The organism is Massilia aquatica, from assembly GCF_011682045.1.
In the GTDB taxonomy this organism is placed as follows: Bacteria; Pseudomonadota; Gammaproteobacteria; order Burkholderiales; family Burkholderiaceae_D; genus Telluria_A; species Telluria_A aquatica.
Genome location: NZ_VVIW01000011.1, coordinates 86,589 through 107,127, shown reverse-complemented (window position 1 = coordinate 107,127; position 20,539 = coordinate 86,589). Strand labels below are relative to the sequence as shown.

25 protein-coding genes and 1 tRNA gene are annotated in these 20,539 nt (G+C 64.8%); 16 read left to right on the top strand and 10 right to left on the bottom strand.

The window, feature by feature from the left end:
• Positions 1-15 precede the first annotated feature (15 nt).
• The 8 genes from F1609_RS19060 to F1609_RS19025 all read left to right on the top strand — a co-directional run bounded on the left by F1609_RS19060 (position 16) and on the right by F1609_RS19025 (position 7,934).
• Positions 16-1,593, top strand: coding sequence for a GMC family oxidoreductase (locus F1609_RS19060; protein WP_167078073.1), 1,578 nt, complete (start codon positions 16-18; stop codon positions 1,591-1,593).
• Between the two features lie 37 nt (positions 1,594-1,630).
• Positions 1,631-3,082, top strand: a complete 1,452-nt coding sequence (locus tag F1609_RS19055; RefSeq protein ID WP_167078071.1) for an aldehyde dehydrogenase family protein — start codon at positions 1,631-1,633, stop codon at positions 3,080-3,082.
• Positions 3,079-4,023: a catalase family peroxidase gene (locus F1609_RS19050; RefSeq protein ID WP_167078069.1), complete on the top strand. Its 945-nt coding sequence runs from the start codon at positions 3,079-3,081 to the stop codon at positions 4,021-4,023. The genes F1609_RS19055 and F1609_RS19050 overlap by 4 nt, the downstream gene beginning before the upstream one ends.
• Positions 4,020-4,577, top strand: coding sequence for a putative antibiotic biosynthesis monooxygenase (locus F1609_RS19045; protein WP_167078067.1), 558 nt, complete (start codon positions 4,020-4,022; stop codon positions 4,575-4,577). The genes F1609_RS19050 and F1609_RS19045 overlap by 4 nt, the downstream gene beginning before the upstream one ends.
• Positions 4,578-4,624: 47 nt before the next feature.
• Positions 4,625-5,113 carry a nuclear transport factor 2 family protein gene (locus F1609_RS19040; protein WP_167078065.1) on the top strand — a complete coding sequence of 163 codons (489 nt, stop codon included), beginning with the start codon at positions 4,625-4,627 and terminating at the stop codon, positions 5,111-5,113.
• Complete coding sequence (locus tag F1609_RS19035) at positions 5,113-5,877, top strand: alpha/beta fold hydrolase (RefSeq protein ID WP_167078063.1); 765 nt, start codon at positions 5,113-5,115, stop codon at positions 5,875-5,877. The genes F1609_RS19040 and F1609_RS19035 overlap by 1 nt, the downstream gene beginning before the upstream one ends.
• 71 nt (positions 5,878-5,948) lie before the next feature.
• The gene (locus tag F1609_RS19030) at positions 5,949-6,374 is read left to right on the top strand and encodes an organic hydroperoxide resistance protein (RefSeq protein WP_167078061.1); all 426 of its coding nucleotides are present in this window, start codon (positions 5,949-5,951) and stop codon (positions 6,372-6,374) included.
• A gap of 12 nt (positions 6,375-6,386) precedes the next feature.
• Positions 6,387-7,934, top strand: coding sequence for a GMC family oxidoreductase (locus F1609_RS19025; RefSeq protein ID WP_167078059.1), 1,548 nt, complete (start codon positions 6,387-6,389; stop codon positions 7,932-7,934).
• 119 nt (positions 7,935-8,053) lie between these two features.
• On the opposite strand, the gene F1609_RS19020 is transcribed toward F1609_RS19025, so the two are convergent.
• A complete protein-coding gene (locus F1609_RS19020) occupies positions 8,054-8,692 on the bottom strand; it encodes a DUF6058 family natural product biosynthesis protein (RefSeq protein ID WP_167078057.1) in 639 nt (212 codons plus the stop codon).
• Positions 8,693-8,767: 75 nt separating this feature from the next.
• Here F1609_RS19020 and F1609_RS19015 point away from each other — a divergent pair, with 75 nt between their 5' ends.
• A complete protein-coding gene (locus tag F1609_RS19015; RefSeq protein WP_167078055.1) occupies positions 8,768-9,445 on the top strand; it encodes an ArsR/SmtB family transcription factor in 678 nt (225 codons plus the stop codon).
• Here the strand turns inward: F1609_RS19015 and pabB are convergent.
• From pabB to F1609_RS19000, 3 genes are read right to left on the bottom strand one after another with little or no spacing between them, the layout of a single operon-like run.
• Positions 9,442-11,274 (bottom strand): aminodeoxychorismate synthase component I, encoded by a 1,833-nt coding sequence (gene pabB, locus F1609_RS19010; RefSeq protein ID WP_167078053.1) that lies wholly within the window; start codon positions 11,272-11,274, stop codon positions 9,442-9,444. The genes F1609_RS19015 and pabB overlap by 4 nt on opposite strands.
• 14 nt (positions 11,275-11,288) lie before the next feature.
• The gene (gene slmA / locus F1609_RS19005) at positions 11,289-11,867 is read right to left on the bottom strand and encodes a nucleoid occlusion factor SlmA (RefSeq protein WP_167078051.1); all 579 of its coding nucleotides are present in this window, start codon (positions 11,865-11,867) and stop codon (positions 11,289-11,291) included.
• Positions 11,868-11,894: 27 nt separating this feature from the next.
• Complete coding sequence (locus F1609_RS19000) at positions 11,895-12,623, bottom strand: pyrimidine 5'-nucleotidase (RefSeq protein WP_370661643.1); 729 nt, start codon at positions 12,621-12,623, stop codon at positions 11,895-11,897.
• Positions 12,624-12,671: 48 nt separating this feature from the next.
• Here F1609_RS19000 and F1609_RS18995 point away from each other — a divergent pair, with 48 nt between their 5' ends.
• Positions 12,672-13,562: a TraB/GumN family protein gene (locus F1609_RS18995; RefSeq protein WP_167078049.1), complete on the top strand. Its 891-nt coding sequence runs from the start codon at positions 12,672-12,674 to the stop codon at positions 13,560-13,562.
• Between the two features lie 23 nt (positions 13,563-13,585).
• Here F1609_RS18995 and F1609_RS18990 read toward each other — a convergent pair.
• Both F1609_RS18990 and argB read right to left on the bottom strand, forming a co-directional pair.
• Positions 13,586-13,660: transfer RNA gene (locus F1609_RS18990), tRNA-Thr, on the bottom strand.
• 42 nt (positions 13,661-13,702) lie between these two features.
• The gene (argB, locus tag F1609_RS18985; RefSeq protein ID WP_166875818.1) at positions 13,703-14,629 is read right to left on the bottom strand and encodes an acetylglutamate kinase; all 927 of its coding nucleotides are present in this window, start codon (positions 14,627-14,629) and stop codon (positions 13,703-13,705) included.
• 253 nt (positions 14,630-14,882) lie between these two features.
• Between argB and F1609_RS18980 the strand changes: the two genes are divergently transcribed.
• Positions 14,883-15,083 (top strand): cysteine-rich CWC family protein, encoded by a 201-nt coding sequence (locus F1609_RS18980; RefSeq protein ID WP_167078047.1) that lies wholly within the window; start codon positions 14,883-14,885, stop codon positions 15,081-15,083.
• Between the two features lie 26 nt (positions 15,084-15,109).
• Here F1609_RS18980 and F1609_RS18975 read toward each other — a convergent pair whose 3' ends face one another.
• Positions 15,110-15,688, bottom strand: a complete 579-nt coding sequence (locus F1609_RS18975; RefSeq protein ID WP_167078045.1) for a hypothetical protein — start codon at positions 15,686-15,688, stop codon at positions 15,110-15,112.
• A 3-nt stretch (positions 15,689-15,691) separates the two neighbouring features.
• The gene (locus F1609_RS18970) at positions 15,692-16,051 is read right to left on the bottom strand and encodes a hypothetical protein (RefSeq protein ID WP_167078043.1); all 360 of its coding nucleotides are present in this window, start codon (positions 16,049-16,051) and stop codon (positions 15,692-15,694) included.
• A 581-nt stretch (positions 16,052-16,632) separates the two neighbouring features.
• Here F1609_RS18970 and F1609_RS18965 point away from each other — a divergent pair.
• Positions 16,633-17,064: a DUF29 domain-containing protein gene (locus tag F1609_RS18965; RefSeq protein ID WP_167078041.1), complete on the top strand. Its 432-nt coding sequence runs from the start codon at positions 16,633-16,635 to the stop codon at positions 17,062-17,064.
• Between the two features lie 90 nt (positions 17,065-17,154).
• Here F1609_RS18965 and F1609_RS18960 read toward each other — a convergent pair whose 3' ends face one another.
• Together F1609_RS18960 and F1609_RS18955 are read right to left on the bottom strand one after the other, a co-directional pair.
• Entirely contained in the window at positions 17,155-18,465 is a 1,311-nt protein-coding gene (locus F1609_RS18960; RefSeq protein WP_229421947.1) for an extracellular catalytic domain type 1 short-chain-length polyhydroxyalkanoate depolymerase, read from the bottom strand.
• 24 nt (positions 18,466-18,489) lie between these two features.
• Positions 18,490-18,903, bottom strand: coding sequence for a ribbon-helix-helix domain-containing protein (locus F1609_RS18955; protein ID WP_166875850.1), 414 nt, complete (start codon positions 18,901-18,903; stop codon positions 18,490-18,492).
• A gap of 143 nt (positions 18,904-19,046) precedes the next feature.
• On the opposite strand from F1609_RS18955, the gene F1609_RS18950 reads away from it, so the two are divergent.
• The 4 genes from F1609_RS18950 to F1609_RS18935 are packed head-to-tail and all read left to right on the top strand — an operon-like array spanning position 19,047 to position 20,534.
• A complete protein-coding gene (locus F1609_RS18950; protein WP_167078039.1) occupies positions 19,047-19,412 on the top strand; it encodes a VOC family protein in 366 nt (121 codons plus the stop codon).
• 19 nt (positions 19,413-19,431) lie between these two features.
• Positions 19,432-19,875: a thioesterase family protein gene (locus F1609_RS18945; RefSeq protein WP_167078038.1), complete on the top strand. Its 444-nt coding sequence runs from the start codon at positions 19,432-19,434 to the stop codon at positions 19,873-19,875.
• Positions 19,872-20,090: a DUF1289 domain-containing protein gene (locus F1609_RS18940; RefSeq protein ID WP_167078037.1), complete on the top strand. Its 219-nt coding sequence runs from the start codon at positions 19,872-19,874 to the stop codon at positions 20,088-20,090. Before F1609_RS18945 ends, F1609_RS18940 begins: the two co-directional genes overlap by 4 nt.
• Positions 20,091-20,534 (top strand): hypothetical protein, encoded by a 444-nt coding sequence (locus F1609_RS18935; protein ID WP_167078035.1) that lies wholly within the window; start codon positions 20,091-20,093, stop codon positions 20,532-20,534.
• The last annotated feature ends 5 nt before the right edge of the window (positions 20,535-20,539 follow it).

Below are 20,539 nucleotides of genomic sequence, written 5' to 3'. Positions count from 1 at the left end.
CGAACGGAGATCAGAATGAACAAGCAATCGCACAGTACCCAAGACAGCCGCCAGCACAGCGCGGCCCACCCGGCCAGCGCCCCCGGCGGCGCGGCCAAGGATGCCGACGTGATCATCGTCGGCGGCGGCTCGGCCGGCGCCGTGCTGGCGCGGCGCCTGAGCGAAAACCGCCAGCGCGCGGTGCTGCTGCTCGAAGCGGGCCACAGCTATGAGGCGGCCGGCTACCCCGCCGCCATCGCCTCGAGCGACATCCTCGGCGCCAACGGCGACCCCGAATTCGAGTGGGGCTACCGCAGCGAACCAGGTTACGTCGGCCACGCCATCGGCGCCGTGCGCGGCAAGGTGCTCGGCGGCAGTTCGGGCGTGAACGGCGCGGTGGCAATCCGCGCGCGGCCGTCCGACTTTGCGCGCTGGAACCTGCCCGGCTGGAGCTACGCCGACATGCTGCCGTACTTCAAACGGCTCGAGACCCGCAGCGGCGGCAGCGATGCCCTGCACGGGCGCAGCGGACCGCTGCCGGTGCGCCAGCTCACCCGCGCCGACATCACGCCCATGCAGCGCGCCTTCATGGACGCCACCCTGGCCTGCGGCTTCAAGGCGGTGGCCGACTTCGACGGCGCCGACGCCAACGGGGTCGGACCGTACTCGATGAATGTGGTCGACGGCGTGCGCGTAAACACCGGCATGGCCTTTTTGCCGGCCGCCGTGCGCGCCGCTCCGAATTTGCGGATTCGCCCCGACTGCCTGGTCGACCAGATCCTGTTCGATGGCCAGCGCGCCATCGGGGTGCAACTGGCCGGCGGTGAACAACTGTTCGGCGGCGAAGTGATCCTCTCGGCCGGCAGCTACGGCAGCGCCGCCATCCTGCTGCGCTCCGGCGTCGGCCCCGCCGCCGACCTGCGCGCGCTCGGCATCGCGGTGGTGGCCGACCTGGCGGTCGGGCAAAACCTGGCCGACCATCCGTTCTATTACAACGCCTACGCCGCCAGGCCCGAAGCGCTCGGCGCGCAGACGCCGGTGATCGGCGCCAAGCTGTGGACCGCCAGCAGCGGCGCCCAGATGGACGAACTGGACCTGCACATCACGGCCACCCACCTGTTCCCGCACGAGCAAAGCCCGACCGGGGTCGGCTTCGTGCTGGCGGTGGCGCTGACCCGCCCCCTCTCGCGTGGACGCCTGACCCTGGCCAGCCGCGATCCGCTGGACGCGCCGCGCATCGACCTCGGCTTCCTGGCGGCACCTGAAGACCGCGCCCGCCTGCTCGAAGGGGTCAAGCTGGCGCGCAAGATCGGCGCCGGCGCGCCGCTGGCCGCCATGGTGCACGCCGAACTCAGTCCGGGGCCGCAGGCGCAGTCGGACGAGGCGATCCTGGCCTCGATCATGGCCACCGTGGACACCTATCACCACCCGACCTCGACCGCCCCGATGGGCCCGCGCAGCGATCCCTCGAGCGTGGTCGACACCGAGGCCCGTGTCCACGGCCTGCAAGGGCTGCGCGTGGTGGACGCCTCGATCTTCCCGGACGTGCCCTCGGTGGCCACCAACGTCACCGTCATCGCCACGGCCGAACGCATCGCCAGCCTGTACGCCTGAATACCGCCTTACCCGAGAGACTGAAATGGAAACCAACATGAACAACAGCACCGCACTGCACTGGATCGACGGCCAATGGCACGACTCCGAACAACACCAGGACTCGATCGATCCGGCCAGCTACGAGGTGATCGGGCGCTACGCCGACGGCGGGGTGCGCGAAGCGGCGCATGCCACCGCCGCCGCCAAACGCGCCTTTGCCGACTCGCCCTGGAAAGAGGACCGCGCCCTGCGCGCCCGGGTCCTGCACGCGCTGGCCGACGCCTTCGAGCGCCACACCCCCGCGCTGGTCGAACTGCTGTCTGCCGAAAACGGCAAGATCAAGTCGGAGGCGGCCTTCGAAGTGTCGATGGTCCCTTCCAAGCTGCGCTACTACGCCTCGCTGGTGCGCACCGAATACGGACGCGCCCTCGAACCGAAGGCGGGCAGCATCTCGCTGGTGCTGCGCGAAGCGATCGGCGTGGCCGGCATCATCGCGCCCTGGAATTCACCGGTGGTGCTGATGATCCGTTCACTGGCGCCGGCCCTGGCAGCCGGCTGCACGGCGGTGATCAAGATGCCGGGCCAGACCGCGCAAACCAATGCGCTGGTGTCGGCCATCATGGCCGGGGTGGCGGACCTGCCGTCCGGCGTGGTCAATCTGTTCTCGGAGTCGGGCGCGGAAGGCGCCAAGTGGATGATCGAGTCGCCCGATATTCCGGTCATCAGTTTCACCGGCAGCACCGGCACCGGCCGCGCGATTGCCGAAGTCGGAGCGCGGCGCCTGAAGCGCTTCGGCCTGGAGTTGGGCGGCAAGACGCCGATGATCGTGTTCGACGACGCCGACCTCGGCGCCGCCCTGCCGAAACTAGAAAAAGCCCTGACCGTGTTTTCCGGCCAGTTCTGCATGACCGGCTCGCGCCTGCTGGTACAGCGCGGCATCGCCGACGCCGTGCGCACGCAGCTGGCGGTGCGCCTGGCGGCGGTGCGGGTGGGCCCGGCCAGCGACCCGGCCAGCGAGATGGGGCCGTTGATCGACAAGCCGAACGTGGCGCGCGTTGAGCGCGTGGTCGAAGCGGCGATTGCGGCCGGCGCCAACGTGCTGGTGCGCGGCGGCGCGGTGAACGAGGGCGCGCTGGCGCGCGGCGCTTTCTATCGCCCCACCTTGCTCGAAGTGAGCGACCCGCAGCTCGACATCGTGCAGAAGGAAACCTTCGGCCCGGTCCTGACCTTGCAGGTGTTCGATACCGAAGCCGAGGCTATCGCCCTGGCCAACAACAGCGAATTCGGCCTGGCCGCCAGCATCTGGTCGCGCGACGTCGACCGTCCGCTGCGGGTGGCGCGCCGGCTGGAGGCGGGCACGGTCTGGATCAACGACTGGGCCGTGGTGTACGACGAATGCGAGGAAGGCGGCTACAAGCAGTCCGGTCTGGGGCGCCTGAACGGCATGGCGGCCATGGACGACTTTTTGCAGTACAAGCACATCACCATGAGCCCGGGCGCGGCATGAACCAGCCGGACCTGTATGAGGAATTGCTGGACGCCCTGTATGCCATCTTCGGCAGGCACGAGGGCTTCCGCGTGACGCATGCCAAAGGCATCGTGGCGCACGGCAGCTTCAGCGCCTCGCCGGCGGCGGCGCGCCTGAGCCGCGCGGCCCATTTGCAGGGCGCGCCGGTGCCGCTCACCTTGCGCTTTTCGAACTTCAGCGGCGTGCCGTCCACGGCCGATGGCGACCCGGACGCCGGCCCGCAGGGACTGGCGCTGCGTTTCCTGCTGCCCGATGGCCGCCACACCGACATCGTCGCCCATTCCTACGATGGTTTTCCGGTGGCCTCGCCGGCGCAGTTCCTCGGCTTTTTGCAGGGGATTGCCGCAGCCGGCGGCGCGCGGCCCGACCCGCTGCCGCTGGACGCCTTCCTGGCGCGCAATCCGCGTGCGAAGCGCTATCTGGAAGCGCCCAAGCCGGCGCCCGCCAGTTACCTGGCACAGGAGTATTTTGGCGTGAACAGCGTGCGCTTGCTCGACGCCGCCGGCGCCGCCGTGCACGGGCGCTACCGGATCGAACCGGTGCAGGCGCTGACTGCGCCGCCGCACGCTGCGCTGCCCGGCACCGATTTCCTCGGCGCCGAGCTGGGCGAACGCCTGCGCGGCGGGCCGGCCCGGTTGCGCCTGGTGCTGCAATGCGCCGCGCCCGGCGACGACCCGGACGACGGCTCGCTGGCCTGGCCGCGCAGCGGGCCGCATGCGCGCCCGGAAATCGAACTCGGCATCCTCACTGTCGAGATGGTCGAGGCGGACGCGCGGATGCAGGCGGCGCGGCAGCAGGCGCTCGCCTTCAATCCCGGGCACCTGATCGACGGTATCGAAGCGTCGGGCGATCCGATGATCGCCGCGCGCGCCGAACTGTACCGGCGCGCGGCCTTGCGGCGCCGTCCGCTGCAGGCATGAGCCTGGCGGCGGCGGGCGAGCAAGGCATGAGCGCCATCGTGCACGAGGTCGATCCGCGCCACCGCGCCGACTACGAGCGCTGGATGGTGGCGGCCACACAGGCGCACCGCCAGTGCCGCGGCTACCTGGCGATGGACCTGATCAAGCCGGTCGGCGCCGGCGCCAGCTATGTGGTGCTGCTGCGCTTTGCCACGGTGGGCGATGCCAGCGCGTGGCTGGTTTCGCCGCAGCGGCGCCGGTTGATCGAACAGGCCCGCCCGTGGCTGCTGCGCGAAGAACGCTACCAGGTCCACGCCGGGTCGGCGTTCTGGTTCACCCCCTCGGGCGCGGGCGCGCTGCCCAGGCGCTGGAAGCAATGGCTGCTCTCGACCCTGGCCGTGTTTCCGCTGACCACGCTCATTCCCGCCGTGGTGCGCGCGGCGGCGGAGCGGCTGGCCCCGGCCGTGCCCGCGCTGGCGCTCGCTGCGCTGAGCGCCACCGTGGTGTCGGGCCTGATGGTGTACTGGCTGATGCCCCTGTTGTCACGCGTGGCGGCCGGCTGGCTGTCGCGCTGAATTTACCAATTTTTTGTCAGTTGGATTTTTTAAAGGAAGACATTGTAATGACCTATCAAACGCCCTTGAGCACCAGCGACCGTTTCGAGATCTTCGAACAACTCAATCTGCACCAGCGCTACATCGACAACGATGCCAGCCTGGCATCGGCCCAGACCTACATCGGCCTGTACTGGCCGGAAGCCGAATTTTCGGTGAAGGACATCCGCGAGAACGTGTTTCGCGGCGTGGCAGGACTCAAGCAGCTGTATGACTACGCGCACAGCGTGTTTCCGCTGCACCTGATGCGCCATGCGCTGGGCACCTTCGTCATCGACGGCGGCGACAATGTGGCCCTGGTCGAATGGAACTGGATCGTCACCTGGAAAGCCGAAAAAGAAGGCGTGGTCTCGACCGGCACCTACACCGACCGCTTCGAAAAGCGCAACGGCGTCTGGAAGTGCCTCGCGCGCGCCTCGAACGTGGATCCTAACTGGCCGGCCGATCTGTTCCAGCCCTGGGTCGACCAGCAGGAAACCACCTTCAAGGCTTCATGATGAAACACTTACTTCAACATACCCTGCTGGCGAGCGCCGCCGTCTCGGCCACCTTGTCCGCCACCAGCTTGCCGGCCCGGGCCGCCGACGACACCACCGTGGTGCTGGTGCACGGCGCCTTTGCCGATGGCTCCAGCTGGGGCAAGGTGATCCCGCTGCTGCAAGCGAAGGGCGTGAAAGTGGTGGCCGTGCAAAACCCGCTGTCGTCGCTGGCCGACGATGTCAGCGCCGCCAGAAAAGCCATCGACGCCCAGCCGGGCAAGGTGGTGCTGGTCGGCCACTCCTGGGGCGGGGCCGTGATCACCCAGGCCGGCGACAGCGACAAGATCAAGGCGCTGGTCTACGTGGCCGCGTTCGCGCCGTCCGAAGGCGAGACCCTCGGCACGGTGGGCAAGGATTATCCGGTGCCGCCGGGCGTGCCTTCGCTCAAGCCCGACGCCGCCGGCTACCTGACCCTGTCCGACGCCTCGTATGCGGCCAACTTCGCCCAGGATATCCCGGCCGCGACCGCCAGGGCGTACGCCGCCACGCAAGGCTTGTTTCCAGCCAAGGCCTTCGATGAAAAGATCACCTATGCGGCCTGGAAGAGCAAGCCGAACTACTACATCGTCGCCAGCAACGACCGCATGATCTCGCCCGACCTGGAACGCGCCTTTGCCAAAAAGCTTAATGCGGTCACCACGGTGCTCGCCAGCAGCCATGTGCCGATGCTGTCGCAGCCGCACAAAGTGGCCGACGTCATCCTGGCCGCCGTCAAGCGCTGACCTGCCCGCCGGCGGCCGCACGCCGCCGGCCTGCCCCCGTACTCCACCCATTCACGCAACAGGAAACACCCATGTCCATCACCAACATCATCTACCGCAGCAGCGTGACCGTCAGCGGCGGGCGCGAAGGCCGCGCCGTTTCGGCCGACAAGACGCTCGAGCTCACCCTGACCACGCCCCGCGAACTGGGCGGCAATGGCGCCCCCGGCTCGAATCCGGAGCAACTGTTTGCCGCAGGCTACTCGGCCTGCTTCCTGGCCGCCTTGAAACTGGTTGCCCGCCACGACAAGGTGGTGCTGCCGCCCGATGCGGCCATCGAAGGAACGGCCGGCATCGGCCAGGCCGCCACCGGCTACGGCCTCGAGATCGAACTGAAGATCTCCTTGCCCGGCATGGAGCGCGCCACGGCGGAGAGGCTGGTCGCCGCCGCCCACAAGGTGTGTCCGTATTCGAACGCGACGCGCGGCAATATCGATGTCACCCTGACCCTGGTCTGAATGGATAGCCTCATGATTGTTGATCGTCACCTGTTTGATGTCGTCATTCTCGGCGGCGGTTCCGCCGGCGCGGTGCTGGCGGCCCGCCTGTCGGAACTGCCCCGGCTCAGCGTCTTGCTGGTCGAGGCCGGCAGCGCCTTCGATCCGGACGAATACCCTGAACAAATTTACAGCAGCAACATCATCGCCGCCAACGGCGACGCCCGCTACGAATGGGGCTACCACGCCATCCCGCTGGCCCAGGCGCAGCCGCTGTATGCGCCGCGCGGCAAGGTGCTTGGCGGCAGCTCCGCCATCAATGGCGCCGTGGCATGCCGGGCCTTGCCCTTCGATTTTGCCCGCTGGACCGCCAAGGGCTTACGCGGCTGGGGCTACGAGGACGTGCTGCCTTACTACAAGAAAATGGAAAACGCCCCGCATGGCGAGGAACGCTGGCACGGCCGCAGCGGGCCGCTGCCGATCCATCAGATGTCGATGGAGGGCATCACCCCGGTGCAGCGCGCCATGGTGCAAGCGGCCTGGGCGCTGGGGGCGCGCCGGGTCGACGACTTCAACAATCCCGAAGCGAACAATGGCGCCGGCCCCAACCCGATGAACATCATCAACGGCGTGCGCGTGAACACCGGCATGGCCTACCTGACCCGCAGCGTGCGCGCGCGCCCGAACCTGCGCATTCTCGAGCGCAGCATCATCGACAAGCTGGTCGTCGAGAATGGCCGGGTGGCTTCGGTCTTGCTGGCCGATGGCCGCGCAATACGCGGCAAGGAAGTCATTCTCAGCGCCGGCGCGTATGGCTCCGCCGCGATCTTGCTGCGCTCGGGAATCGGTCCGAAGGCCGACCTCGACGCGCTGGATATTCCCGTGGTCAAGGATGCGCCGGTCGGTACCCATCTGCTCGATCATGCCTTTTTCTGGATGAATTTCAGCGCGACAGCGGAACTGAAAGGGCAGGAGCACCCGGTGGTCGGTTCCCAGTGGTGGACCAATTCCTCGTATGCCAGCTCGGAGCGGGAGCTCGACATCGGCATTTCGCCGTCGCACCTGCTCGACCCGGCCAGCAGCCCGACCGGCGTGGCGTTTTCGCTCGGCCTGGAACTGATGCATTGCACCTCGCACGGGCGCATCCGCCTCAAGAGCCGCGATCCGCACGCGGCCCCGCTGATCGAACTCAATCACCTGAGCACGGAGGATGATATGCGGCGCATGGTCGAGTGCTTCCGCCTGGCCAGGAAGCTGGCGGCCACCGAACCGCTCAAGAGCATGATCGTGGAGGAACTGTATCCGGGAGCGTCGACCGACGACAGCGAGCAGCAGATCCGCAGCGCGCTGGCGGCCGGGGTGGGCACCTTGCAGCATCCTTGCGCCAGTGCGCCGATGGGCTTGGCGGACGACCCGCGCGCCGTGGTCGATGAACAGGGGCGCGTGCATGGGGTCGGTGGGCTGCGGATCATCGATGCCTCGATCCTTCCCGAAATTCCGCTCATCAACTTGAATCCGACGGTCATCATGATGGCGGAGAAGTTATCCGATATCATCAAGCAAGCCGCCATTCGGGCCTGAACGGCCAGTGCGCGCGCCGGCGTGGAACCAATATCGCCGGCGCGGATCGAACAGCTTGAGAAGGCTGGTTTCGCAGGATTCATTGACCTACAAGCTGGCGATCCCGGCAAATGCCTTGGTCATAACTGATACGTCGTGCGCACCTCGTCGATGAGTAAATGGCGCGAGCTGCGCTCTTTTTCATGGGGCGCGAACTGGCCGCTGGCGGTGTCCAACAGGTCGACCGCCAGGGTCAGGCACACCCGGTCGCGGGTCGACAGGGCTTGCTCGACCGGTTTACCGATGATCTCGCGGATGATCGTCGTGGCCAGCTCTTTCGAGGCGATATCTTCCGGCAGCCCGGTTTTGGTGCACACGCCATAGGTGCCCTCTAAGAAGTGGCGCCACTCTTCGATCAGGTGCTGGTCCAGTTCCGGGTTCAGCTTGGGATCGTCGGTGCACAGACCGGCCGCTTTGAGCTGGGTCAGGCGCGCCCGGTAGCGCTCCGCGAACACGCGGAAGGCATCGCCTTCGCCGCCCAGCGACTGCAGCAGTCCGATCCACGAAGCATAGCCCTTGGCGTAGTAAACGAGCTGCTTGTGTTCCTGGTGCGCGCCGAAGAAGGAGTCGCACTGCACGTCGATGCGCAACCGGTACGACGCCTGCGGCATCATCGCGCGCTGCTGCAGCGCCGCCAGTTCGTCCGGGTCGATGCCGGAGACCGCCAGCAGCTGTTCTTCGGTGAAGTAGGAATCGCTCAGGTATCGGATCAGTTCCATGGCCGCTTTCTCGTTGGTCGATAAGGACTACTATACAAGCTTGTGCGCCCTGCATGGTTCGGCTACCATCGAACCATGAAAGACGGACCCAATATTATCGGCATCGCCGCCCTGATCGGCGAGCACGCGCGCGCGGAAGTGCTGAGCGCGCTCATGTCGGGCATGGCGCTCACCGCCACCGAGCTGGCCGGCATTGCCGGCGTCACCAAGCAGACCATCAGCGCGCATCTGGCCAAACTGGTCGACGCCGGCCTGCTGGCGGTTGAAGCGCAGGGCCGCCACCGCTACTTTCGCCTGGCCGACGACGATGTGGCGCAACTGCTCGAGTCGCTCATGAATGTCGCTTTCCGCACCGGCGCCTTGCGCCTGCGTTCGAGCCCGCGCGAGCCGGCCTTGCGCAAGGCGCGCGTGTGCTACGACCACCTGGCCGGCGAACTTGGGGTGCTGGTCTACGAGCGCCTGCTGGCACGCGGCGCCTTCGCTCCCGATGCGGCCGGCCTGCGCCTGACCGAGGCCGGCCGCGCCATTGCCGGCGCGCTCGGGCTCGACCTGGCCGCGGCACGCGGCACGCGGCGCGCCTTTTGCCGCACCTGCCTGGACTGGAGCGAGCGCCGGCATCACCTGGCCGGCACCCTGGGCGACGCGCTGCTGGCGCGCTTTGAGGAACTGGGCTGGGCCAGGCGCTCGCTCGATTCGCGCGTGGTGGTGTTCAGCGATGCCGGCGAACGGGCCTTGCGCGCCTGGATTGATTAGACCAGCACCGCCGGCATCGGTCCGCGCAGGGCGTTACAGATCATCAGGCCGGTGGCGCGTTCGAACATCGCGCGCGTGATGATGGTTTCTTCGGCGTCCCACTGCGGATCGGCCAGCACCAGCGCGCGCATGATCCCGGGCAGCAGGCCGCAGGCCAGGGCCGGCGTACGCCAGCGTCCGTCCACCTGCACGAACACATTGCTGCGGCCTCCTTCGGTCAGTTCGCCACGCTCGTTAAAGAACAGCATGTCGAATGCGCCCTGCGCCTCGGCCGCGCGCCAGGCGGCGTCGTAGCGGGTGCGGATGCTGGTTTTGTGGCGCAGGAAGAGGTCGTCGGCGCGCATTGCTTCTGGCGCGAGCAGCACGCGCACCGGCTGCGCCAGCGCCGCCAATGCTCCGCTTTGCACGCTAAAGTCGCCGGACGGGCCGATGGCGAGCCGCATGCGCGATGCCACGCCCGGCGCCAGCGCGGCGCAGGCGGCGTCCAGGGCCGCATGGGCGGCCGTTTCATCGAACGCGAAGCCGAAGTAGCGCGCCGATTGCGCCATGCGCGCCAGGTGCCGCTCATGCTGGCGGCAGCCATCCTCGCGCGTGGCGTGCAGGGTTTCGAAGACCTCGAACTGGTTTTGCAGGCCGGTGAGAAAACGCGCCTTGAGCTGGCACTCGGCGTATTCGTCGGCGCAATCGCTGTCGTAGACGATACCGGCGCCCACGCCCATTTCGCCGCGCCGCGTGCCGGCGTGTTCGGGCTGCAGCGCCAGGGTGCGGATCGGCACCGACAGGCAAAAGGCGCCGATCGCCCCAGGCGCGGCGGGCGGCTCGAACCAGCCGATGGCGCCGGTGTAGACGCCGCGCGCCGCAGGTTCCAGTTCGCGGATGATTTCCATGGCGCGCCGCTTGGGGGCGCCGGTGATCGAACCGCACGGGTACAGGGCGGCGAAGATATCGGCCAGCGCGGCGTCCGGGCGCAAGCGGGCGCGCACGGTGGACGTCATCTGCAGCACGCTGGAAAAGCGCTGCACGTCGAACAGCGCGGGTACCGCGACGCTGCCGGTGACGGCGACTCTTCCGAGGTCGTTGCGCAGCAGGTCGACGATCATCAGGTTTTCGGCGCGGTTCTTGGGGTCGGCCGCGAGCGCGGCGGCGCGGCGCGCGTTCTCAAGCTCGTCGTCGCACGCGGGCGCGGTGCCTTTCATCGGGCGCGCGACCAGTTCACCGCCCTGGTGGCGCACGAACAGTTCGGGCGAGAGCGACAGGACGGCGCCGCTGTCGGGCAGGGCGATCAGGGCGCCGTAGGGCACCGGCTGGCGCGCGCGCAGGCGTGCGTACAGCGCCTGGGGCGAACCGAAGGCGTCGAAGTGCAGGCGGTAGGTGTAGTTGACCTGGTAGGTGTCGCCGGCGGCGATGTACTCGTGGATGCGCGCCAGGGCGTCGCTGAACGCCTGCTGGCCGACGTTGGCGCGCACGTTGGCGATGCCGGCTGGGTGATCGCCGCCCCCCGCTTGCGCGGCCGTTTGCGCATCCAGCCAGACAGTCACCTCGGCGGACGAGAGGCGGGTGCAGGTATCGAACAGCAGCACCTGCGCCAGTGGGCTGTCGATGGCGTGCGTATCGATGCCGAGCAAGTGCCCGCCCAGTTCATAAGCGAGCACCGCCACCGCGTGCAGGCCGCGCGCCAGCGCTTGCTGGAGCTGCGCCAGCACGGTCGGCCAATCGTCCGCCTGGTCGCAGCGCAGGGTGCCCGCGTGGCCCGTGTACAGGCGCGATGCCGCATGCTCGCCGGTGCCGGTGGCGTCATCGAGCAGGGCAAAGCAGGGCGTGCTGTTCATCGGTGCAAAGGCGGTCAGGCCGCCAGCAGCAGGGAGATCTGCAGGGCCGTGCCTTCGGCCGGATTGTGGCGGAAGCCGCTCTTGGCGTAGCGGTGCCAGCGTCCGACCACGTAGGCGACCAGCAGGCTGGCGCGCGCGGCGACATCGGCTTCCTGGCCGTGGCCCTGGGTCACGGCCAGGCGCAGCGACTGCTTGCAGGCCAGTTCGACCTTGTCATAGAACTGGTTCATGCGCAGTTGCAGGCGCTCGTCTTCGTTGACCAGGGCGTCGCCAATCAGCACCCGCGTCATGCCGGGATTGTTGGCCGCGAAGCCGAGCAGCATCTGCAGCACGGCGTGGGCCTGGTCGATGCCGCCCTGTTCGTTTTCGGCGATCTGGTTAATCAGGCCGAAGACGCTCGATTCGATGAATTCGATCAGGCCTTCGAACATCTGCGCCTTGCTGGCGAAGTGGCGGTACAGCGCCGCTTCGGATACGCCCAGCCGTGCTGCCAGTGCCGCCGTGGTGATTTTCTCGCCTTTGGGCTGCTCCAGCATGGAGGCCAGAGCCTGGAGGATTTGCAGCTTGCGCTGGCCCGGCTTGGTGCTTGCCATGTGTTCTCGATGAGTGGTTTGTCGGTGTCAACGTAGCCGATTCATGCATCTCGGCAACTGAAGCACGGATTTTACTTTGACATCGACGTAAGCGGGGCGTTTTAACTTTTTTGGCAACGGCGCAACACCGATGGGGTTGGCCATGCGCAGATATTGGGTCACCCATGCGGTGCGCATACCGACCTGTTTGGCGGTGCGCAGGTTGGCCAGGGTGTCTTCGACCAGGATGCAGCGCTGCGCGGACACGCCATGCTTGCGCAGCAGGCGGCGCAGCATCAGCTTGGACGGCTTGGGCCGCAGCTGCCCATGCACGTGCATGTTTTCGATGGCGATGTGGTGGCTGAAGTGGCGCCGCAATCCGAGGTGGCGCATGACCTCGGTCGAATAGCGCGTCGGCGCGTTGGTCAGCAGGATTTTGCGTCCCGGCAGGCGCCTGAGCAGGCGCGCCAGGCCGCGTTCGTAGCGGATCATCTCTTCGAGCTGTTCGATGTTGTGCGTCTCGTGCAGGAAGTCGGCGGCGCTGACCTGGTGGTGCTTGATCATCCCGAGCAGGGTGGCGCCGTAGCGTTTCCAGTATTCGAGGCGGGCGGCGTTGACCACGTCGGCGCTGGCGGGCGTGACGCCGTCGCCCAGCACCCGCGCGATGTACACGTTCATGTTGGCCGTGATGGTGGGAAAAATCGCGTGCGAAGCGTTGTGCAGCGTATTGTCGAGATCAAACAACCAGAGCGGGGCGGAGCGGGTAAGATTGGACACAAGAGACCTGAATAAAAACGCGGAAGTGAACCAACAAGGAAAAAACGCATGAGACGTCCAATTATAGTGGTGTTCCTCAGCTTGCTGATGCTGGCCCTGCCGTCGGCCTGGGGCGCCGAGCGCGGCGCGCTGTTCAAGGTAAGCGGCAGCGGCCACACGATGTACCTGTTCGGCACCATGCACGTGGGCTTGCCGGAGTTCTATCCGCTCGAGCCGCGCATCGCCACCGCCATCCAGAATGCCTCGGCGCTGGCACTGGAAGTCGACCTGCTGCAAGACCCGGCCAAGCTCGGCGCGGCGATGCAGGCGCATGCCATGCTGGCGCCCGGCAAGCCCGGCTTCCAGGAGCGCTCGCCGGCGTTTCGCAAGCGCGTCGAGCAAGCCTTGAAAAAGGCGAAAATCGATCCGGCCGCGGTGGCGCGCTTCAAGCCGTGGCTGGTGGCCACCACCCTGACCCTGGCCGAGTACGCATCCGAGGGTTACCAGGCCGAGCTGGCGGTGGACATCAAGCTGGCCCAGATGGCGCGTGCCGGCAAGGTCCCGGTGATCGAGCTCGAATCGATCAGCGCGCAGTTCGCCATGTTCGACCGCCTGGGGGTGGAAGAGCAGTGGAAGTTCCTGGAAGAGAGCGTCGAGATGATGGAGAACGGCAAGCAGCGCGCGGAAATGCGCCAGATTGTCGATGCCTGGGGTTCGGCCGACAAGGCGGCGCTCGATGCGGTGGCGGCCAAGGTCGAGAACGACACCAGCGTGTCGGGCAAATTCATGCAAAAGGTGCTGTTGGAAGAACGCAACGGACCGCTGGCCGAGAAGCTGGCGGCCTTGCTGGCCAAACAGGACAAGAGCGTGGCGGCGATCGGCGTGCTGCACCTGGTCGGCAAGAACAGCGTGCCGGCATTGCTGGGCGCAAAAGGGCTGACGGTCGAGCGGGTGTATTGATGGGGAGGGTGCTGCGAGAGGAATGGTGCCCTTTACGTGGATTGAACACGTGGCCTCTCCCTTACCAAGGGAGTGCTCTACCACTGAGCTAAAAGGGCGGTCTTGATATTTCCGTGGCGGCTGATGCCGCCACAAAAATTTTAGTGCGACCGGATCATAGTGCCAAAAGCCTGTTCGGTCAAGACTTCGAGCAGCAAAGAGTGCTCGATTCGGCCGTCGATGATGTGAACGGTGTTCACGCCCGACTTGGCGGCGTCCAGCGCCGATGAAATTTTAGGCAGCATGCCACCGGAAATGGTGCCATCGGCGAACATTTCGTCGATCTCGCGCGCCGACAGGTCGGTCACCAGGTTGCCTTTTTTGTCTTGCACACCGGCGATATTGGTCATCATGATCAGCTTTTCCGCTTTCAGGATTTCCGCGATCTTGCCGGCGACAACGTCGGCGTTGATGTTGTAGGCCTGGCCATCCTGGCCGAAGCCGATCGGCGAGATGATCGGAATGAAGGCATCGTCCTGCAGCGCCTTGACCACGGCCGGGTTGATGGCGTCGATTTCGCCGACAAAGCCGATGTCGAGGAACTGGCCCGGGTTTTCCTTGTCGGGCATGGCCATCTTGCGCGCGCGGATCAGGCCGCCGTCTTTGCCGGTCAGGCCGACAGCCTGGCCGCCGTAGTGGTTAATCAGCATCACGATGTCTTGCTGGACTTCGCCGCCGAGCACCCATTCGACCACTTCCATGGTTTCTTCGTCGGTAATGCGCATGCCTTGCACGAAAGTGCCTTGCTTGCCGATTTTTTTCAGGGCGTTGTCGATCTGGGGACCGCCGCCATGTACCACGACCGGGTTCATACCGACCAGCTTGAGCAGGATGACGTCGCGCGCGAAGCCGTGCTTGAGGCGTTCGTCGGTCATTGCATTGCCGCCGTATTTGATGACAATGGTCTTGCCATGGAAATTGCGGATATACGGCAGTGCCTCGGCCAGGATCTGCGCCTTGATCTGCGGAGAAACCGCGGTCAGGTCGTCTTGATGGTCGGTCTTCAGTGTGGGCAAAGGAGCGGTCATGGCGGGTCCGGAAATGAAATTTTGCGAGATTTTACAGGCAACAGGGAGAAGCTTGTGGGCATTATAGGGCTATCTTGTTGTATTTTCATTTTTGATCCGTTAGGCTGGGCTTAAATGAATTCCCATGGCACTTTTCGCTTCGCTTGTGGCACGCGTGGCAGCGCATCAATTGATCAGGAAACAGGCCCATGAATGGCATTGCCCGTCGTTGTTTTTTCCCACTGTGGCTCGGCGCGCCGGAAAGCGGCGCGCCATGAGTACCTGCAGCCGTTGCGGCGCCCAGTTCGGCTGCGCCATGGCCGATGGCACTGCCGGGCCGTGCTGGTGCACCGGGCTGCCGCCGGTGGTGATAGTGCCGGCCGCGGACGACGCGGCGGCTTGCTGGTGCCCGGCTTGCCTGAAACAGCACATCGATGCGCAAAAAGACATTGCGGACGGGCCGGTGCACGGGTGAGTTCGGTTGCAGGCCCTCACCAGTTGTCAATCTCCATCCTGCGGACTGCGAGGCGTGGGAATGGGCTTTTCAAAGGCCGCTTTGTAGGCAGGGTTGGTTCCGAGTCCCACCGCCTTTTCCACAGATGCTGTTAGTTTTGCAAGTCCAACATATCCGGTCAGGATCGCCCCGACAATCGCCACCAAGGCTAGACTGGAGACGAACGCGGTTCCGATCTCTTTCATCCATCCGCCGAACGTCTTCTTTTCGTTCAGTTGCGACTGGATTTGTTGCAGGCTCGACTGCACCCGTTCCTCCAGCACTGCAAATTTCCCTGATAATTCTGACTGATAAACCTCCAGAGCGAGTGGCGCAACCTTGTCTTTTAGCGCTTCCGTAAGATATTGCGCGGCGGCACGGTCGCCACGCCGCCGGAAGTTCTCAATATTTACCGATAACATTTGTATTTGAATAAATGCCTCCTCGTCAGCCGCATCAGGTTCATGCATGTGCTGAGAACGGAACCTTACACGCCATTCGATCTTGCTGCGCTTGTAGTCGGCATATGCCAATGCGCCGGATACATCACCGTTGCCGGAAACGAGTGCTGAAAACATGTGTCCCATGTTCTACTCCCTTGCCAGTGCGTTTGCAGCGGCGGTAGCGGCGTTTTGCACATCCTCGGACGAAAACTCTACAGCATCAATGATTTGCTCGGTACGCGCCGAGACGGGTGGGCTGGGAACGCGGTAAACCGCTAAGCGCTGCTCCAGGCGTTGAACATCTTCTTCGGTGAACGTCGTTCTGAATATGAACATGGCGAAGGCTCCTTGCAGTCGAATGATTACCTCGATTGTTTGAACAGAACCGGAAGCGGATATTGCCCGCATCTCGCGGCAATCTTCACAGACATGCCGACATGAGAAGCCTTCACCGTTACGGATTAAGTCTACGTAGTTATAGACCGCAGAGGCGTGTTCAAGTTCCATGTTCGTCCCGGCGCACCATTGACGCTTAGCAAACGTGGGCGCGATTTATCAGCTCACACTTGAGGCAGCAACAAGGAGCTGATGATGGGTGCTTTGTATGACGAGGATGGGCTTGCCATCGCCCGCAAGCTCGGAAGATCCCAAGTCTCGACAGCGCGCTTAGCCCTGCGTAAACGCAGGACTACGAGTCCTGTCTCAGTAGATCGGGGGAAGCGGATGGCGACATGCGCGTAGGCGATGCATGGCAAGCGCTGGCAAGGCGCGAGGAGGCCGCATGGCTGGCCATGCAACGACGAGGGTATTTCGAAGCAATACCGAGGCAGCCCGCCTTGCCAGGCGCGTCAGCAGCGACTCCGATCTACTGAGATAGGCTCTAAGTAAGTGCGCATATCGCTGCCATCAGAAAGTTTGTGGAGTAGCAGGTCCGCAGACACGTCCACATGGCGCATACTGCCCCGTTTTGTCTGCAGAACGTCGCCTTCCATGCCACTATCTTGTCGTGCAGCAGGCATTTTCAGCCGTGCCGGGCTCGCTTGGCTTACCATACGGAGACTGGGTTGGCTTTGAACAGGGAGTGGTCAATGGCGGATTTGTACGACACCGACGTGGTGGCCTGGGCTTACCAACAGGCTGCCTTATTGCGGGCGCGGCAGTGGTCGTCGCTCGACCTGGAGAACATCGCCGAAGAAATCGAAGGCGTTGCCAAGGCCGAAAAACGCGAGCTGGGACGCCGCATGTCGGCTTTGTTTGCGCAATTGCTGGAATGGCATACGCAGCCCGACCGGCGCAATACGGCCTTGTTGCGCAGCATCGGCGACCAGCGCATGAGCATTGCGCGCGTCTTGCGCAAGATGCCCAGTTTGCAGTCGGCCCTGGTCGATGTCGACTGGCTCGACGATGCCTGGAAGGAAGCCCTTGGCATCGCCGCCGAACACATGGAACTCCAGGGGCTGCCGCGCAGGAGTACCTGGACCTTGGTCCAGGTACTCAATGAGAATTTCCTGCCCGACTAAGCACGGGTTTTTGCCTCATCAATAAGCGCGCGGCGCCGCCGACCCGGCAGTATCCGGATCGACGGGAGTTCGATCCCCTTTGAACCAGCCTTAGCGCTTGGTCTGGAAAAAGCGCATCATTTCGCGGCTGGCGTCCGGCCCCTTGCCATCGGTATAGCTGCCGCGTGCGCTGCCGCCGGACCAGGCATGTCCCGCGCCATGGATCAGCCACTGTTCCGCCTGCGGCGTGCCATTGACGGTCTGGTGCACGGTGCGCGTGTAGGCGTGTCCGTCCGGCACACGGCCCGGCTCGATGATTTCCTGCATCACGCTATGCGCGCCGCGCTTGATCAGCTCGTCCCCATTGACCGGATGCACGGTCGTATCCTTGTCGCCATGGAAGACGATGATCGGAATCGACTTGCCGCTGGCGCGCTGCGGCCCGAAATTGCCCTTCATGGCAGCCAGGGCCGACGGCAGATCATGCGCCGAGGCGAACGGCAGCCCCGAATGCACGCCCACGGCCGCATACAGTTCCGGATACAAGGTGCCCATGATGGTCGCCATCGCCCCGCCGGCGGACAGTCCGGCCACATACACCTGGCTGGCGTCGACCGCATGGTTGTGCATGACGGTCTCGGTGATGCCGGCAATGATCGACGGCTCGCCCTGGCCGCGCTGTTGATCGACCGCATTGAACCAATTCCAGCAGCGCGAAGAATTGGCTTGCATCGATTGCGCCGGGTACACCACCAGGCACTGCATTTCTTCGGCCAGGACATTCATCTGCGTGCCGGTGGCGAAGTCGTCCGGGTCCTGGGTGCAGCCATGCAACATCACCACCAGCGGCATCGGCTGGCCAGTGTAGCTGCTCGGCACGTACAACTTGTAGGTCCGGGTGCCGGCCGCATTCGTGAAGCTGCCGTCGGTAAATTTCCCGGGCAGCGCCTCGGCTGGGGTCGACGTGCCGCCGCCCTGCATGCCGTTCATGCCCGGAATGTCGAAATTGGGCATCTTGAAGGCGGCATGGCCATTCGCCCCGGCACGGTCGAGCTTGGCGAGCAGGTCGGGCATCAGGTTGTTAAAGGCGGCGGTCGCGTCCTGCACCACGTTCTTGACGTATTGCTCGTGGTTCAAGGGACCCGCCGCATGCGGCTGGGACGCCGGCTGCGGTTGCGGCCCGGGCGGCGCTGTACCCGCACGCGCCTGGCTGAAGCCGTGCGCGCCGTTGAGCGAAGGCATCGGCGGCGTGATTTCGCGCGCGCCCGATGGCGCCGCCGTTGGCTGGGCGGCACCGCCTTTGTGGGGCGTCAGGACCTTGAGCGCATCCTGAATGACGCTGGTGGCGGATTTCGGGCCCTGGCCCATCAGGGTCTTGGTTGCCGCCCGCATGTTCGCGAACAGTTTGTCATTGAGTTTCATTGGCTTTTTCCTTATGTAAGCGCATCAGAGGATGCGGCCCGCCAGTGCTGTCTTGATCACGCTGCTTGCATGCAGGGCTCCAAGTACAAAAATAGATTCGATGGTTGCCAGCGCCAGCTCTACCGAGACGTCGCTGGCGATGCTTGCCATGCCCAGTACCTGGATCTGCAACCGTTCGCCCGCCGCCAGCGCAGCTTCGAGGTCGGCCCTGGAATAATGATGCATTCCCAGCACCAAGCTCTTGCGCGCCACCGTTTGCCGGACCACTTCGGCATGGGTATTGAGCTGATTGCGGATCGCCGTGCGGATCAGGTCGGTCCGGTTCGAATAAAACCCTTCACTGACCAGGAGGTCGATCTGGCCAAGATCGATCAAGCCCAGGTTGATGGTGATTTTTTCCGATTCAGCAGGTTTCAGTTTCAGGTCGCGGGCGTTCATATGTCTCCAATATCATCTGCGTGGCATCCGTACGCCATCTGTATGGATGGTAGTCTACCCTTGTGAGCGTCTCCGTCAAGCGCGATTCGTCTGAATGCGATAATGACGTTTTTATGTATCAATCCCGTCACAGCGGAGAAACGATGGCACACATTACAGGAATCGACCACGTGCAGATTGCGATGCCGGTCGGCGCGGAAGACGCCGCGCGCGCCTTCTACAACGGCGTGCTGGGCCTGCCCGAAGTGCCCAAGCCGGCCCACCTGGCCGTGCGCGGCGGCGCCTGGTTCCAGTGCGGCAGCGCCCAGTTGCACCTGGGGGCCGACAGCGCCTTCCAGCCCGCCAGGAAAGTCCACCCGGCCCTGATCGTCGCCGGTGTCGATGCGTTTGTCCGTGCGTTGAGGGGTGCTGGCGTGGATGTCCAGATAGAAGAGATGGTGGACGGACTGCAACGCGCCACCGTGAACGATCCTTTCGGAAACAAAGTCGAGCTCATCGAGCAACGTTAAAAGAAGGCATAATCCGCGCATGAGTCCCGACCTGCAAGCCGGCTTCCGCTTCGAGTGGAGCTACACCGTCCCGCCGCGCGCCAGCGTGCCGCAGCTGTACCACGACACCGGTTTCTGCCTCGACATGCCCGACGTGCTGGCCACCGGCTACCTGGTCGGCATGATGGAACTGGCCTGCGTGCACGGCGTCATGCCCTTCATGGATTGGCCGCGCGAGCAAAGCCTGGGCACGATGGTGCATTTTTCGCATTTTGCGCCGACTCCGCCCGGCATGACCTTGTTGATCAAGGGCGAAGTGCTGGAAGTCGATGGCCGCCGCCTGCTGTTCCGGGTGGAAGCGTGGGATGGCGTCGACCGCGTCTGCGAAGGCACCCACGAGCGCCATGTGATCGACCCGCTGCGTTTCAATGCCAAAGTCGCCGCCAAGGCCGCCGCAGCGCTCAAAGCCGTGGGGGCCGCATGAATCCCGAACTGCAGACGCCGGTGCCGTCCCCCTGCATCAGCTTGTGCGACATGGCGCCCGATAGCGCGTCCGGTAAGGCGGCCGGCAAGGGCCTGTGCCGCGGCTGCCTGCGCACCCTCGATGAAATCGTCGCCTGGGGCACGGCTAGTGATGAGTACAAACGCACGGTCTGGGCCGAGATCCGCCGCCGTGAATCCGAACTGGACTTCGACTAAATGAATTTCTACACCCCGCAGCAAGCGGTTACCGGCCCCGCCTACGGGACCGGCTTCAAGGTCTTCGCCACCATCGTCACCGTGGTGCTGCTGGGGTACGCCGCCAGCGTGGCCTGGCGCTTTCCGCTGCCGTCGTTCGGGATCGGCGTCAAGGCGCTGCTGGTGGGCGCCATCATCATGCTGGGGGTCAGTTATTACTGGTTCCTGCGCGCCACCACCACGGTGGACGCCACCGGCATCCGCCAGACCTGGCTGTACGACAAGCAGGTAGCATGGCGCGACGTGCGCGGCGCCAAGATGATCGGCATTCCCTACATGTCCTGGCTGTTCCCGCCGCGCATGGTTGTACGCACCGGCAATTCCTTCACCACCTTCAATGGCGGCTCGCAAGCCGTCCTGATCGAGTTCGCCAAGATCTCGCTCGCGTTTCAAATGAAAAAATGAGTTCC

Coding starts and splice junctions, on each gene's coding strand:
- F1609_RS19020 (WP_167078057.1), bottom strand. CDS start 8,692: ATGGAACTGATCCGATACCTGAGCGATTCCTACTTCACCGAAGAACAG.
- slmA (WP_167078051.1), bottom strand. CDS start 11,867: ATGGCAAGCACCAAGCCGGGCCAGCGCAAGCTGCAAATCCTCCAGGCT.
- F1609_RS19055 (WP_167078071.1), top strand. CDS start 1,631: ATGAACAACAGCACCGCACTGCACTGGATCGACGGCCAATGGCACGAC.
- F1609_RS19060 (WP_167078073.1), top strand. CDS start 16: ATGAACAAGCAATCGCACAGTACCCAAGACAGCCGCCAGCACAGCGCG.
- F1609_RS19035 (WP_167078063.1), top strand. CDS start 5,113: ATGAAACACTTACTTCAACATACCCTGCTGGCGAGCGCCGCCGTCTCG.
- F1609_RS18995 (WP_167078049.1), top strand. CDS start 12,672: ATGAGACGTCCAATTATAGTGGTGTTCCTCAGCTTGCTGATGCTGGCC.
- F1609_RS19045 (WP_167078067.1), top strand. CDS start 4,020: ATGAGCCTGGCGGCGGCGGGCGAGCAAGGCATGAGCGCCATCGTGCAC.
- F1609_RS18965 (WP_167078041.1), top strand. CDS start 16,633: ATGGCGGATTTGTACGACACCGACGTGGTGGCCTGGGCTTACCAACAG.
- F1609_RS18940 (WP_167078037.1), top strand. CDS start 19,872: ATGAATCCCGAACTGCAGACGCCGGTGCCGTCCCCCTGCATCAGCTTG.
- F1609_RS18935 (WP_167078035.1), top strand. CDS start 20,091: ATGAATTTCTACACCCCGCAGCAAGCGGTTACCGGCCCCGCCTACGGG.
- F1609_RS19050 (WP_167078069.1), top strand. CDS start 3,079: ATGAACCAGCCGGACCTGTATGAGGAATTGCTGGACGCCCTGTATGCC.
- F1609_RS18975 (WP_167078045.1), bottom strand. CDS start 15,688: ATGGGACACATGTTTTCAGCACTCGTTTCCGGCAACGGTGATGTATCC.
- F1609_RS18945 (WP_167078038.1), top strand. CDS start 19,432: ATGAGTCCCGACCTGCAAGCCGGCTTCCGCTTCGAGTGGAGCTACACC.
- F1609_RS19040 (WP_167078065.1), top strand. CDS start 4,625: ATGACCTATCAAACGCCCTTGAGCACCAGCGACCGTTTCGAGATCTTC.
- F1609_RS18980 (WP_167078047.1), top strand. CDS start 14,883: ATGAGTACCTGCAGCCGTTGCGGCGCCCAGTTCGGCTGCGCCATGGCC.
- F1609_RS18955 (WP_166875850.1), bottom strand. CDS start 18,903: ATGAACGCCCGCGACCTGAAACTGAAACCTGCTGAATCGGAAAAAATC.
- pabB (WP_167078053.1), bottom strand. CDS start 11,274: ATGAACAGCACGCCCTGCTTTGCCCTGCTCGATGACGCCACCGGCACC.
- F1609_RS18970 (WP_167078043.1), bottom strand. CDS start 16,051: ATGGAACTTGAACACGCCTCTGCGGTCTATAACTACGTAGACTTAATC.
- F1609_RS18960 (WP_229421947.1), bottom strand. CDS start 18,465: ATGAAACTCAATGACAAACTGTTCGCGAACATGCGGGCGGCAACCAAG.
- F1609_RS19025 (WP_167078059.1), top strand. CDS start 6,387: ATGATTGTTGATCGTCACCTGTTTGATGTCGTCATTCTCGGCGGCGGT.
- argB (WP_166875818.1), bottom strand. CDS start 14,629: ATGACCGCTCCTTTGCCCACACTGAAGACCGACCATCAAGACGACCTG.
- F1609_RS19030 (WP_167078061.1), top strand. CDS start 5,949: ATGTCCATCACCAACATCATCTACCGCAGCAGCGTGACCGTCAGCGGC.
- F1609_RS18950 (WP_167078039.1), top strand. CDS start 19,047: ATGGCACACATTACAGGAATCGACCACGTGCAGATTGCGATGCCGGTC.
- F1609_RS19015 (WP_167078055.1), top strand. CDS start 8,768: ATGAAAGACGGACCCAATATTATCGGCATCGCCGCCCTGATCGGCGAG.